The sequence below is a fragment of the Pseudomonas sp. Q12-87 genome, assembly GCF_001269755.1.
Classification (GTDB): domain Bacteria; phylum Pseudomonadota; class Gammaproteobacteria; order Pseudomonadales; family Pseudomonadaceae; genus Aquipseudomonas; species Aquipseudomonas fluorescens_S.
On the sequence record NZ_LHVI01000013.1, the window covers coordinates 79236 to 92626 of the forward strand.

At 63.4% G+C, this 13391-nt stretch carries 12 protein-coding genes; 6 read left to right on the top strand and 6 right to left on the bottom strand.

Annotated features, from left to right (window positions below):
* The first annotated feature begins 61 nt into the window (after window positions 1–61).
* Window positions 62–2497 carry a TonB-dependent receptor gene (locus AD663_RS08220; protein ID WP_053213549.1) on the top strand — a complete coding sequence of 812 codons (2436 nt, stop codon included), beginning with the start codon at window positions 62–64 and terminating at the stop codon, window positions 2495–2497.
* A 207-nt stretch (window positions 2498–2704) separates the two neighbouring features.
* Here AD663_RS08220 and AD663_RS08225 read toward each other — a convergent pair whose 3' ends face one another.
* Window positions 2705–3856 carry an MFS transporter gene (locus AD663_RS08225; protein ID WP_003179690.1) on the bottom strand — a complete coding sequence of 384 codons (1152 nt, stop codon included), beginning with the start codon at window positions 3854–3856 and terminating at the stop codon, window positions 2705–2707.
* A 180-nt stretch (window positions 3857–4036) separates the two neighbouring features.
* Between AD663_RS08225 and AD663_RS08230 the strand changes: the two genes are divergently transcribed.
* Complete coding sequence (locus AD663_RS08230; protein ID WP_053213550.1) at window positions 4037–5029, top strand: DeoR family transcriptional regulator; 993 nt, start codon at window positions 4037–4039, stop codon at window positions 5027–5029.
* A 72-nt stretch (window positions 5030–5101) separates the two neighbouring features.
* Here AD663_RS08230 and codA read toward each other — a convergent pair whose 3' ends face one another.
* The 5 genes from codA to AD663_RS08255 form a co-directional block, all read right to left on the bottom strand.
* Window positions 5102–6349 (bottom strand): cytosine deaminase, encoded by a 1248-nt coding sequence (codA, locus tag AD663_RS08235; protein WP_003179693.1) that lies wholly within the window; start codon window positions 6347–6349, stop codon window positions 5102–5104.
* Between the two features lie 12 nt (window positions 6350–6361).
* Window positions 6362–7633, bottom strand: coding sequence for a cytosine permease (gene codB, locus AD663_RS08240; RefSeq protein ID WP_053213551.1), 1272 nt, complete (start codon window positions 7631–7633; stop codon window positions 6362–6364).
* Between the two features lie 275 nt (window positions 7634–7908).
* Window positions 7909–8739: an alpha/beta fold hydrolase gene (locus tag AD663_RS08245; protein ID WP_053213552.1), complete on the bottom strand. Its 831-nt coding sequence runs from the start codon at window positions 8737–8739 to the stop codon at window positions 7909–7911.
* A gap of 232 nt (window positions 8740–8971) precedes the next feature.
* Entirely contained in the window at window positions 8972–9328 is a 357-nt protein-coding gene (queD, locus tag AD663_RS08250) for a 6-carboxytetrahydropterin synthase QueD (protein ID WP_003179697.1), read from the bottom strand.
* 83 nt (window positions 9329–9411) lie between these two features.
* Window positions 9412–10491: a patatin-like phospholipase family protein gene (locus tag AD663_RS08255; RefSeq protein ID WP_053213553.1), complete on the bottom strand. Its 1080-nt coding sequence runs from the start codon at window positions 10489–10491 to the stop codon at window positions 9412–9414.
* A 240-nt stretch (window positions 10492–10731) separates the two neighbouring features.
* Between AD663_RS08255 and AD663_RS08260 the strand changes: the two genes are divergently transcribed.
* From AD663_RS08260 to AD663_RS08275, 4 genes are read left to right on the top strand one after another with little or no spacing between them, the layout of a single operon-like run.
* Window positions 10732–11040 (top strand): PepSY domain-containing protein, encoded by a 309-nt coding sequence (locus AD663_RS08260; protein ID WP_003179700.1) that lies wholly within the window; start codon window positions 10732–10734, stop codon window positions 11038–11040.
* Complete coding sequence (locus tag AD663_RS08265; RefSeq protein WP_003179702.1) at window positions 11040–11351, top strand: PepSY domain-containing protein; 312 nt, start codon at window positions 11040–11042, stop codon at window positions 11349–11351. The genes AD663_RS08260 and AD663_RS08265 overlap by 1 nt, the downstream gene beginning before the upstream one ends.
* Window positions 11351–12019, top strand: a complete 669-nt coding sequence (locus tag AD663_RS08270; protein ID WP_053213554.1) for a response regulator transcription factor — start codon at window positions 11351–11353, stop codon at window positions 12017–12019. Before AD663_RS08265 ends, AD663_RS08270 begins: the two co-directional genes overlap by 1 nt.
* Window positions 12016–13329: a sensor histidine kinase gene (locus tag AD663_RS08275; protein ID WP_003179707.1), complete on the top strand. Its 1314-nt coding sequence runs from the start codon at window positions 12016–12018 to the stop codon at window positions 13327–13329. The genes AD663_RS08270 and AD663_RS08275 overlap by 4 nt, the downstream gene beginning before the upstream one ends.
* The last annotated feature ends 62 nt before the right edge of the window (window positions 13330–13391 follow it).

Below are 13391 nucleotides of genomic sequence, written 5' to 3' on the forward strand. Positions count from 1 at the left end.
ACTGCAACTGGTTTGCATTAACAGACGCGTATTCTTGCGATTCGACAGGACAAGGTTCGACGTGAAAACCTCCGCCAAACACCACTACCGTTCCTCTTCGCGCTGGCTGCCGCTGGCCTTGACCCTGGCCGTCAGCGCCGCGCTGCCCCAGGCATTTGCCGATCAGGCCGCAGCCATTCACATCCAGGCGCAACCGCTGGGCCAGGCCCTGAGCCAACTCGGCCAGCAGACCTCGTTGCAGGTGTTCTTCAGCCCTGAGTCGGTGGTCGGCAAGCAAGCCCCGGCGGTGGAGGGCAACCTGTCGCCGGAGGCGGCCTTGCGTCAATTGCTGCAAGGCAGCGGGCTGCGCTACCAGATCGATGAAGGGTCGGTGACGGTGGTGCCGGCGCCGTCGACATCCAGCGCCGGCCCAATGGAACTGGGGGCCACGCAAATCCAAGTGGTCGGCGACTGGCTCGGTGACGCCAACGCCGAAGTGGTGCAGAACCATCCCGGCGCGCGGACGGTGGTGCGCCGCGAGGCGATGGTGGAACAGGGCGCCATGAACGTCGGCGATGTGTTGCGGCGCATACCGGGTGTGCAGGTGCAGGACGCCAATGGCACCGGTGGCAGCGATATTTCCTTGAATGTCGGCGTGCGCGGCCTCACCTCGCGCCTTTCACCGCGCTCCACGGTACTGATTGACGGCGTGCCGGCGGCGTTCGCTCCTTACGGCCAGCCGCAACTGTCCATGGCGCCGATTTCTTCGGGCAACCTGGACAGCATCGACGTGGTGCGCGGTGCCGGCTCGGTGCGCTACGGGCCGCAGAACGTCGGCGGGGTCATCAACTTCGTGACCCGTGCGATTCCGGAAAAAGCCACCGGTGAAATCGGCAGCACGCTGGAAACGTCCCAGCGCGGCGGCTGGAAGCACATCGACACGGCGTTCCTCGGCGGCACCGCCGACAATGGCCTGGGCGTTGCGCTCCTGTATTCGGGCGTCAACGGCAACGGTTATCGTCAGAGCAACAACGGCAACGACATCGACGACGTCATCCTCAAGACCCATTGGGCGCCCACCGAGGTGGATGATTTTTCGCTGAACTTCCATTACTACGACGCCAAGGCCGACATGCCCGGTGGTCTGAACCAGAAGCAGTACGACGCCGACCCGTATCAGTCCGACCGCGATTGGGACAACTTCAGCGGCCGGCGCAAGGATGTGTCGTTCAAGTGGTTGCGACAGATCGACGACCACACCCAGGCCGAAGTGCTGACCTATTACTCCGACAGCTATCGTGGCAGCACCATCGCGTCCCGGGACCAGCGCAACCTGGTGTCCTACCCTCGCACCTATTACACCTTCGGCATCGAGCCGCGGGTGTCCCGTGTGTTCGACCTGGGGCCCACCACTCAAGAAGCCAGTGTGGGTTATCGCTACCTCAAGGAGGGCATGCACGAAGAGGCCAGCCGCCTGGCATTGCGGGATAACCAACCGGTGGTGCGTCCGGGCGCCGACGGTCACGTCTATCAGGACCGTACCGGCGGCACTGAAGCGCACGCGGTCTACATCGATGACAAGGTTGATGTCGGCAAATGGACGATCACCCCAGGCATCCGCTTCGAGCGCATCAGCACCGAGTGGCACGACCGGCCGGTCCTCGACACGGCCGGTAGCCCTGTGCAGGAAAAGCGCCGCAGAATCGACAGCAACGAACCGCTGCCGGCCCTGAGCGTGATGTATCACCTGTCCGATGCCTGGAAGCTGTTCGCCAACTACGAGACCTCGTTCGGCAGCCTGCAGTATTTCCAACTGGGCCAGGGCGGCGACGGCAACAACACGGCCAACGGACTGAGCCCGGAAAAGGCCAAGACCTACGAGATCGGCACGCGCTATAACGATGACGTGTGGGGCGGGGAGGTGACGCTGTTCTATATCGACTTCGATGACGAGCTGCAATACATCAGCAATGACGTCGGCTGGACCAACATGGGCGCGACCAAGCACCAGGGCCTGGAAGCTTCGGTGCATTACGACATGGCCGCGCTGGACCCGCGCCTTGAAGGCCTGACCGCCAACGCCGGCTTCACCTACACCCGGGCGACCTACGAAGGTGAAATCCCGCGCTTCAAGGGCCGTGATTTGCCGTTCTATTCCCGTCAGGTGGCTAACGTGGGCCTGCGCTACGACGTCCACCGCTGGACCTACAACCTCGATGCCTTTGCCCAGTCCAAGCAACGTTCACCGGGCAACAGCGTGAACGCCGATGGCAGCTTCAGCGGCGATTACATCACCGATGGCAGTGCCGATGGACAGTACGGCGACATGCCGGGCTACGTGCTCTGGAACGTGCGCGCCGGCTATGACTTCGGCGCGCAGCTGTCGAACCTGAAAGTCGGCGCCGGGGTGAAGAACCTGTTCGACCACCAGTACTACACCCGCTCCAGCGACAACAATTCGGGTATCTACGTCGGCGCACCGCGTACGTTCTTTGTGCAGGCCAGCGTGGGGTTCTGATCGAGGATCAGGCTCGATCCTGTGGCTTGGAACACAATTTCTCGGGTTGAAAGACAATTCCTGTGGCGAGGGAGCTTGCTCCCGCTCGGCTGCGAAGCAGTCGTAATCCGGCGGATGCGGTGTGCCTGATGCTCCGCGTCCGGCAGGTTTTGGGGCCGCTTCGCGACCCAGCGGGAGCAAGCTCCCTCGCCACAGTGGGGTGAGCAATCAGACCTTCAACACCCTGCCACTGGCCGCCACGGCGACCAGCGAAAGAGCAATCAACCCAAAGGCCAGGCTCAGGCTGCTGCCGTGGGCGACGAACCCGATCAGCGCCGGGCCGGCGAGAATGCCGGCATAACCGATGGTGGTGATGGCCGGAACGGCAATCGCTTCCGGCATCAGGGTCTGTTTGCCGACGGCGGTGTACAACACCGGCACGATGTTCGAACACCCCACGCCGACTAACGCATACCCCAGCAGCGCGGCTTGCCACATCGGTGCGAGGGTCGCCAGCAGGAACCCCGCTGCGGCCACTGCCCCGCCGTAGATGATCACGCGTTTGGCACCCAGGCGATGCACCACCGTGTCGCCGGTCAGCCGGCCGACGGTCATGGTCAGCGCGAACGCCGCATAACCCAGCCCGGCGTAGGCCGTCTGCACGCCGCGCTCGGTGGTCAGGAACACGGCGCTCCAATCCAGCACCGCGCCTTCGGCGAGGAACACGATAAAACACAGGATGCCGATAAACAGCACCACGCCGTGGGGGATGGCAAACGCCGGGCCCGAGCTTTCGCTGCCGTAGGGCAGCAAATGCGGTGCAGCCTTGAACAACGCCACCAGCAGCACGCCATTGACCGCCAGCGTCGCCCCCAATGGCGAAAGCCCCAGGCCAAGCAACGCGCTCACGCCGGCCGCGCCAATGATCCCGCCGAGGCTGAACATGCCGTGGAAGCCGGACATCATGGTCTTGCCACTGGCCCGTTCGACGATCACTGCTTGCAGGTTCACGGTCGAGTCCACGGTGCCGAGCCCGGCGCCGAACAGGAACAACGCCGCCACCAACCAGGGCAAGGACGTCATGGTAGCCAACAGCGGTAACGCCAGGCAGATCAGGACCGTCCCGCCGCTGAGCACCTGACGGCAACCGAATCGCGCGGCGAGCGCGCCGGAAATCGGCATCGCCAGGATCGAACCCACGCCGAGGCACAACAACAGCAACCCGAGGGTGCCTTCATCCAGGTTCGCCCGCACCTTGGCGTAAGGCACCAGCGGCGCCCAGGCGGCGATGCCGATGCCGGCGATGAGGTAGGCAATGCGGGTGGACATCTGCTCCAGGCGTCCGGGCGTAAAGGTGGGCGGGGGCGTAATGGCAGTCATGAAACGTCCTTGGTTTTTCGCGGTGCGGTGAGGCGGGCAGGGGAACTATGCTTGCATATCCACTGACCGCACTGCGACCCCAAGGTGCCGACGCCTTTCAGGAGGCGCGAGCAAGCTTTGCCCAGCAGCTTCTGCCAGCCTAAAGTAGCGGCCCTTGCTGGCAGATTCAGGGTTTGGTCGATGACGCAGTTTTACGACGCACGCGGCAATATCTATGGGGTCGTCTCACCGCAGCAGGCCCGTGCCGATGGGGTGGATCTGCCGCACTCGGCGGCCCTGGCTGCGCAAACGCGTCAATCCTGGGCGACGGCTGCGGTGCATGCCTTCTGTGCCTGGGCACCGGGCGAAGCACCGCCGGGCGCCAAGGCCCATCGCAGCGACGGTCTGTTGATCGGGCCGTTCCAGAACGAGCCACCCTTTGACCTGTTGATCGTCAACACCGACGGCACCCTGGCCGAGCGCAGCGGCAACGGCCTGACGATTTTCTCCCAGGCCCTGCATGAGCAAGGCTTGATGCCGGGTGAGGAGGATTGTGTGCTGCAAGTTCATCACGACAATCCACAAGGTCGCTCACCGCTGCAAACGTCGGTGCGTGCCGCTGGGTTCGAGGGGGTGCAGGGTTTTTGGCTGGACCTGGGGCGACCGTTGTTTGGGGCCCAAGCGGTTGGCGCCCAGGACGTGGAAAGCGTGACCTTCAATCAACGGGACGTCAGTCGCGTGGCTGCGTTGCAAGCATTGAATCCGGCGTGGGACAACAGCCAGTTCGTGAACATTGGCAATCCACATTGCGTGACGCTGGTGGCGCGTGCCGAGGCGCTGCCGAGTCATCCGCAGATGCTTGCCGCCGCGCTGTCCCAAAGCCTGACGCGCATCGCCTTTGCCGCGCCCGGTGGATCTGGAATTCCGTGCCCGATGGGGGTGAACCTGCAATGGGCCTGGCGCGAAGTCGAAGGGCGAATCGCCGCTCGGGTATTCGAACGGGGCGAAGGTCCCACCGCCTCATCGGGCACCAGCGCCAGCGCCGTGGCCTGCGCTGCATGGCAGGTGGGCTGGGTGAAGGCGGGGCCAGTGAGCGTGGTGATGCCTGGCGGCACCGCGCCGATTCTGCTGGAAGAAGAGGCTGGCGAACTGAGGCGGGTCAGGCTCTTCGGAACAGCGCGAACCGCACCGTAGAAAATCTGCACGTCCAGCGACACGGCCGATGGCCTCATCGCGAGCAAGCTCGCTCCCACAGGTTGGTGGGGGTCAGCCTAGCTGCGGGGCGAATTCCACCACGGGCATCTGTCGTTTCATCAGCACTTCGCCGTTGCGAATCGAGTAGAGCGGCAAGCCCTGGCTGCGGATCACTTCATAGTCGCTGTCGGCCGAGAGGATCAGCAGGTTCGCCGGGCGCCCTGGTTCCAGGCCGTAGCGCTCACCCAGGGCCATGGCCTTGGCGCTGTTGTCAGTAACCAGGTCGAGGGCGCTTTGCAGGTTGCGGTAGCCGAGCATATGGCAGATGTGCAGACCGGCTTCCAGCACCCGCAGGATGTTGCCGTTGCCCAGCGGATACCACGGGTCGACAATGGAATCCTGGCCGAAGCACACGTTCATTCCAGCCTCGAGCAGCTCATTGACCCGAGTGACGCCGCGGCGTTTCGGGAAGTTGTCAAAGCGCCCCTGCAGATGAATGCTTTCGGTCGGGCACGAGACGAAGCTGATGCCCGAGTGTCCGAGCAGGCGGAACAGCTTGGCGCAATAGGCGTTGTCGTAGGATCCCATGGCCGTGGTGTGGCTGGCGGTAACGCGCGAGCCCATGTCTCGGCTGCGGGCCTCTTCGGCAAGGACTTCAAGAAAGCGCGAATGCGGATCGTCGGTTTCGTCGCAGTGCACATCCACCAGGCAGCCGGTGCGTTCGGCCAGGTCCATGAGGAATTTCACTGAACTGACGCCTTGGTCGCGGGTGTATTCGAAGTGCGGGATGCCGCCCACCACGTCAGCGCCCATGCGGATCGCTTCTTCCATCAGCTCGCGGCCATTGCGGTAGGACTCGATGCCCTCCTGAGGGAAGGCGACGATCTGCATGTCGATCAGGTGGCGGCTTTCCTCGCGTACTTGCAGCATCGCCTTGAGGGCCGTGAGCTCGGGATCGGTCACGTCGACGTGGGTGCGTACGTGCTGGATGCCATGGGCGGCGAGGGCCTGGATGGTTTTCCCGGCGCGGGTCCTGGTGTCTTCCTCGGTGATGGTGGCCTTGCGTTCGCCCCAGCACTCGATGCCTTCGAACAGTGTGCCGCTCATGTTCCAGCGCGGCTCGCCGGCGGTGAGGGTCGCGTCCAGGTGGATGTGCGGCTCGACGAAGGGTGGCACCACCAGGTTGCCGCCGGCATCGAGGTCTTCCGGGCCAAGGCTTGGCGCCTCGGTCTGGCGGGCGATGCTGGCGATCAGGCCGTTTTCCAGGTGCAGTTCATGCAAGCCTTCACGGTTGCGCAGGCGGGCGTTGATGATATGCATCAGGTCAATCCTTTATAGGTCTTGTAGGGGCGCGTCAGCGGTGCGAGTACCCATTACGCCGATCAGTAGCACATACGTTAGCGCGCCGGTGGCGATTCCTACCAGTGGCGCGACCCACGGCGAGTTGAACGCGGCGACCGTACCCACCCCATAGGCCAGCAGCCCCGGCCAGTTGAACGCCGGAAGTTGCGCGTCAGCCAGGCGCGGATAGCGACCGCGCCAGCGGAAGAAGAAATCGGCCATGATCACGCCGCCAATCGGCGGGATCACCGTGCCCAACAGAATCAGGTAGGGCACCAGCAAATCGTACATGCCCAGCAAGGCCAGTAGCGTGCCGATCACCGCGCCGCCCAGGGTCACGGTTTTGCGCCGGCGAGTGCGCAGCAGGTTGCAACCGGCCACGGCGAAGTTGTAGATGGTGTTGTCCTGGGTGCTCCAGATATTGAGCAACAGCATCGCCATCGCCGCCATGGCGAAGCCCTGCAAGAGCAGCACTTCGACCACGTCCGGCTGCTGATAGACGATCGCCCCGTAGGCGCCGATCAGCACCATCAAGCCGTTGCCGAGAAAGAAGCCGATCAGGCTCGCCAGGACCGCGACCTTCGCCGAGCGGGAGAAGCGCGTCCAATTGGTCGCCTGGGTCGCGCCGCTGACGAAGGTGCCGAACACCAGTGTGATGGCGGTGGACCAGTCGAGGCTGCCCGTCGGCACCACGGCCAGCAAACCATCGAGCCCACCGACCTTCACCGTCGCCACCCACATCGACAGCATCAGCAGCAACATCATCGCCGGCACAGCGATATACGAAAGGATTTCCAAGCCGCGATAACCCACGTAGGCCGTCGCGCAGAAGCCCAGGCCGAACAGCACCATCAAGCCCAGCACGGTGCCCTGGTCCAGTTCGAAATATTTGCCCAGCACCACCGCGGCGGTCGCGGTGCCCCAGGCGTACCAGCCGATCTGGGTGAAACCCAGGATCAAGTCACTGAGCTTGCTGCCCACCTCGCCGAAACAGAAACGGCCCGTCAGCACCGAATTGAGCCCACTCTTGAAGGCGATATAGCCCAAGCCGGCGGCATAGAGGCCCAGCAGCAGATTGCCGACCACGATCACGGTGAGCATCTGGGCAAAACCGAACGCCACCCCGAGCTTGCCTCCGGCAAACATCGTCGCGGTGAAAAAGGTGAAACCCAGCAGCACCATGGCCGTGGAGGCCAGGCCTTTTCGCGCATGCATCGGGACTTCGCTCAAGGGGTAGTCATTGCCCGGATCGTTCTGAGTCATGTGGCGGTCCTTGCGGATGGGAGGGATATCGCAAGCGTGCAGTGGCCGTGCCAAGCGAGTGAACGCGAGGTTATTTATAGACAATCGTTGGATTTTAGTTGGGCGAAGGGGCGAAAACGGTGCGGGCGTGATTCAAGTTGGGACAGCGTTTGCATTGCGCATGGAGGTCCCTTGTGGGAGCGGGCTTGCTCGCGAAAGCGGTGAGTCAGGTAGAAATATGTTGGCTGACACACCCCCTTCGCGAGCAAGCTCGCTCCCACAGAGATACGGTTTCTTCAGGTGCAAGAGTTCAACGGCAGGAACCGCAACAGCGCCGCCACGATCGCCTCCGGCGCGTCTTCCTGAACCAGGTGCCCGGCATTCGGGATCGGCTGGAATAGCGCGCCTGGAATCAGTTTGTGCAAGGCCCGGCCGCGCTCGATGGGGATCCACTGGTCATCCTCGCCCCAAAGTATCTGGGTCGGGCAGCGTACCTTCGGGTACAGCCCTTCGACCTCGTGGGTATAACGCTCGTCCATCTGTGCAATCTGCCGGTAGAGCGCCGCCTGGCCTGTCTCGCCAAGCCATGGCTGCACGTAGGGCGCCAGTTCCGTGTCGGGGATGTCCCGCTTGATCGCGCCGCGGATATAAGTCGGCACGATGGCTCGCTGAATGTAATCGGGCAGGCCGCTGAAGGCCGCTTCATGCTGGCGTACGTGCTGCACAAAAGGTGAACCCCAGGGCGACAGCGCCACCGGGTCGATCAGCGTCAGGCTGCGGTAGTCCTTGCCATTGAGCAGGTGCGTGCGCAGTGCGGTGGCGCCGCCGAAGTCATGGGCCACCACATCGGGGCAGTCCAGGCCCCAGTGTTCCAGCAGTTGCGCGAGCAGCTGGTTTTGCACGCCGAGGGACACGTCGGCATCGGGCTGCGCGGACTGGCCGTAACCCAGCAGGTCGAAGTAATGCACCTTGTGGGTGGCGAAGAACAGCGGGGCGATCCGGTGCCACACGTAGGATGAGAAGGGCGTGCCGTGGACGAACACCAGCGGCGGGCCATCGCCGTGGATGGCGTAGCGGATGGGGTGTCCGTTGAAGTCGTATCGCTGATCCAGCGGCCAGTTGGTCATGTTCGACGCTCCACTGAGAAGGGTTCAGAGGACGGAGCATAGGCCAATGCAATGGAGTTGGAAAAACACAATCGTGGCGAGGGAGCTTGCTCCCGCTGGGGCGCGAAGCGGCCCTCAAGCCTGAGATGGCGGTGTGGCGGGTTGAATCGAGCCGCTGCTGTTGGGGCTGCTGCGCAGCCCAGCGGGAGCAAGCTCCCTCGCCACGGGAGCCTACTTGCCGCAAGGACAGTGGTTACTCGCCGTGATAGATGCAGCCGCTGGTGCATGTTTCATGGATGCGAATGGCGCTGAGTTCAGGCAGCAACGGCTTCAACTCATTCCAGATCCACTTGGCCAGTACTTCGCTGGTAGGATTCTCCAGGCCAGGAATGTCGTTGAGGTAGTTGTGGTCCAGGCGCTCGTAGAGCGGCTTGAAGATCGCCTTGATCTCCGAGAAGTCACGAATCCAGCCAGTATGCGGGTCAAGGTCGCCGCTCAAATGGATCGCCACCTTGAAGGAGTGACCGTGCAGGCGGCCGCATTTGTGGCCGTCCGGCACGTGGGGCAGGCGATGGGCGGATTCGAAGGTGAATTCTTTGAAAATTTCCACAGGTTCGGGCTCTTTAAGGTAGCGGTCGCGAGGCAGGCGGCGGAGTTTATCAGTTTGAACCCTGCGTTGCGCGACCGTGCTGACTAAAGGGTCAGCAAACGCTCGCCCAGCGCACCGTTGGCCGTCAGTTCGAGGAACTCGTCGCCGAGCCGGCGGCTTTCGTCCATCGCCGTGCGCCAGTATTTGCGGCGGCTTGGGTCATCGCCCATGAAGCGCTTGAAGTCGTTGCGGTCCGGCAGCTTGCCGAAGGGCAGGCGTGCCAGGTATTCACGGGACGGCGCCAGCAACAGCACGTCTTGCAAGCGTTCGGCATCACCCCGGCGCCATGGCAAACCTTTGTCGAACCAGCCGGGGATGACTCGGTCGGTAAAATGCGGGTATAGCACGATGCCGTCGCCGCTGTAGGGCAGGTCAAGGTGGTAGTCGAGCAAACCGCCGTCGCGGTAGGTGCCGGCACCGGCGCCCGGCAGGTCGCGCACGCCTTCCATCACCATCGGGATCGAGCCCGATGCCAGCAGGGCCTGGCGCAAGTTGCCGGCGTCCAAGGCAACGAAACGGGACGGAAAATCGTTCAACGGATGCAGCGGCGGGGCCAGGCGCGGGTCATGGATGATCAGCCGTTCGAAGTGCCGCGACAGCCGCGCACGGCCCCGCAGGTTGTCGGCGATCACCGAAGACAACCCCAGGCCCAGCCGCCCGCGATGATCGAGGGCCAGCAAACCGTGGCTCTTGACCACCATGATATTGAGCCGGTAATGCGGGTTGGCGAGGATCGAAGTGTCGCGGCCCTCGAGCAAATCATCGAGCATGCGTTGCGAGCTTTGTGTGACCCCGGCCATGGTCACGCCTTTGGCGAAGCTTTGCTCGTTGTATAAAGTGCCCAGGCGGCGGAGGCCTTCGGCGGCATCCGGCAGGCAGGCGCTGGCGAAGCGCCAGGAGCCCACCGAAGCCCCGATCAGCGAGCGCTCCCGGGGCTCGGCGGGCAGCCATTCGCCGAACAGCGCCAAATCCAGGCCTTGGATGCCGAGAGCCTTTGGACCACCGGCGGCACCCGGCAGGATTCCGACGTCGGCGGCGCTCAGGCCAGCCTGGCGAATTCGCGCGAACGCACGGGCCCCGGCCTTGAGGGTGAGGGCGGGAAACTTGATGTGAATGGCGGTCATACCGGTCTCGAATGCATACAAGCGAAAGATTATAGCGACACTGCTTTTCTGTGGGAGCGGGCTTGCTCGCGAAGGCGTCAGCACATCCTGCCTCGATGCAAGCTGTCCCACCGCTTTCGCGAGCAAGCCCGCTCCCACTAAAGTCCACACATTGATGTGGGTTCCATGATGGCAATTCAGTTTCAGTTAAGTTGATCCCGATACAGTCCACCGCTGAAGACTATAAAAAGGAGATAACCCATGAACCGCCTGACTGCCTTATTCATCGCGACGCTCATGGTCATCGGTACTGGCGCGGCGCACGCCAGGGACCTCAACGAGGACGAAGCCCGCAAACTGCAAGACGCTGGTACCATCCTGTCCTACGAAAAACTCAACGCCGCGGCCTTGGCCGAGCACCCGGGCGCCACCTTGACCGATACCGAGCTGGACGAAGAATACGGCAAGTACATCTATCAAGTGGACCTGCGCGATACCCAGGGCATCGACTGGGACGTGGAAGTAGACGCCGTCACCGGCAAGGTGCTCAAGAATCATCAGGATACGTAATGAAGCTTAATCGATGCGCCCGTTGCCGCTGGGCGCTGGTGCTGCTGGGATTTTGTTCGCTGGCCCTGGCCCGCGACCTGGATCAGGACGAAGCCCTGCAACTGCGCCAGCAGGGCGTGATCCTGCCGCTGGAGCAGTTGCTGCAGCAGGCGCTGGACCTGCATCCCGGCGCCAAGCTGCTGGAGGCCGAGCTGGAAGAAAAGCACGGTGTCTACATTTATGAGGTCGAACTGCTGGACACCGACGGCGTCGTGCGCGAACTGGACCTGGAGGCCGCGACCGGCCGTTTACTCAAAGATAAGGAAGACTGATGCGCCTGCTTCTGGTGGAAGATCACGTTCCCCTGGCCGACGAACTGATGGCCGGGCTGACACGACAGGGCTACGCCGTCGATTGGCTCGCCGATGGTCGCGACGCGGTGTACCAGGGCAGCAGCGAGCCTTACGACCTGATCATTCTCGATCTCGGCCTGCCGGGTGTGCCGGGGCTTGAGGTGCTGGCCCAATGGCGTGCCGGCGGCCTGGCGACCCCGGTGCTGATTCTCACCGCGCGCGGATCCTGGGCCGAGCGGATCGAGGGTCTCAAGGCCGGTGCCGACGATTACCTGACCAAACCCTTTCACCCCGAGGAGCTGCACTTGCGGGTCCAGGCGTTGTTGCGCCGCTCCCATGGCCAGGTCAACCAACCGACGCTCCAGTCGGCCGGGCTGCATCTGGATGAGGGCCGCCAATGCGTGGTTCGCGACGGCACGGACATCCAGCTGACCGCCGCCGAGTTCCGGCTGCTGCGCTACTTCATGCTCCACCCCGAGCAAATCCTGTCCAAGAGCCACCTCGCCGAACATCTGTATGACGGTGAAACCGAGCGCGACTCCAACGTTCTCGAAGTCCACGTCAATCACCTGCGGCGCAAACTGGGGCGCAGCGTCATCGAAACCCGTCGCGGCCAGGGCTACCTGTTCGGCGGGCAGGCGCAGTGAGATCGATCCAGCGGCGCCTGAGCCTGGGCCTGATCGGTGTCATGGTGGTGGTCGGCCTGGTTCTGGCGCAAACCAGTTTGTGGCTGTTCGAGCTGGGCTTGCAGCGCTACCTGGAAGCCGGGCTGCGTAACGACAGTGAAAACCTGCTGGTTGCCCTGGTGCGCGGGCCACAGGGTTTGCAACTGGATGAGCGGCGCTTGTCGCCAGCCTATCAACGGCCGTTTTCCGGGCATTATTTCCGCATCGACTTCGCTGATGTGCATTGGCGTTCCCGCTCGCTGTGGGACCAGGAACTGCCCCGGCTCGACCATCCAGGCCTGCACAGCAACCTGCAACTGGGGCCCGAGGGCCAGAAACTGCTGGTGTTGCGTACCGACTATCGGCGACTGGGCCAGGGGATTTCCATCAGCGTGGCTCAGGACTACACGCCGGTGCGTGACAGCTTTCGGCGGATGCAGCAGGTCGGCCTCGGCCTGGGGTTGGCGGGGCTGCTGTTGATCCTGCTGCTGCAACGCCTCACTGTGCGCCGGGCCTTGCGTCCGCTGGATCGCGCCCGGGAGCAGATCGCGCAGTTGCAACGCGGGCAGCGTTCGCAACTTGATGAACAAGTGCCGCGGGAGCTGGAGCCCCTGGTGGCGCAGATCAACCACCTGCTGGCCCACACCGAAGACAGCCTCAAGCGTTCGCGCAATGCCCTGGGCAACCTGGGCCATGCCCTGAAGACTCCGCTGGCGGTGCTGCAAAGCCTGGCGTCCAATGCCAAGCTCGACCCCTATCCCGAGTTGCGCAAGCTGTTGCTCGATCAGTTGGAGCAAGTCAGGCAGCGCCTGAACCGTGAACTCAACCGCGCCCGACTGTCCGGCGATGCCTTGCCCGGCGCGCACCTGGATTGCGATGCCGAACTGCCAGGGCTGCTGGCCACGCTCAACATGATCCACGGCGAACACCTGCAACTGAGCTACGTGGCCCCACCAGGCTTGCATTTGCCTTGGGACCGGGAGGATCTGCTGGAGCTGCTGGGCAACCTGCTGGACAACGCCTGCAAATGGGCCGACGCCGAGGTGCGCCTGACGGTAAACGAGACAACCGCAGGGTTCAGCCTGGCCGTGGAAGACGACGGCCCGGGCATTCCCAAGGATCGCCGCGACCAAGTGTTCAGCCGCGGCACCCGACTGGACGAGCAGACCGATGGACACGGCCTGGGGCTGGGCATCGTGCGGGACATCGTCGACAGCTGGGGCGGGATGCTGGCGTTGGACGACAGCGAGTGGGGCGGGTTGAAGGTCGTGATCGAACTGCCCAAGCGCTGAAACCTGCGCCAACCCCCTGTGGGAGCGGGCGGTGATGGGTGCAAACATTGCGAGACGTTAAA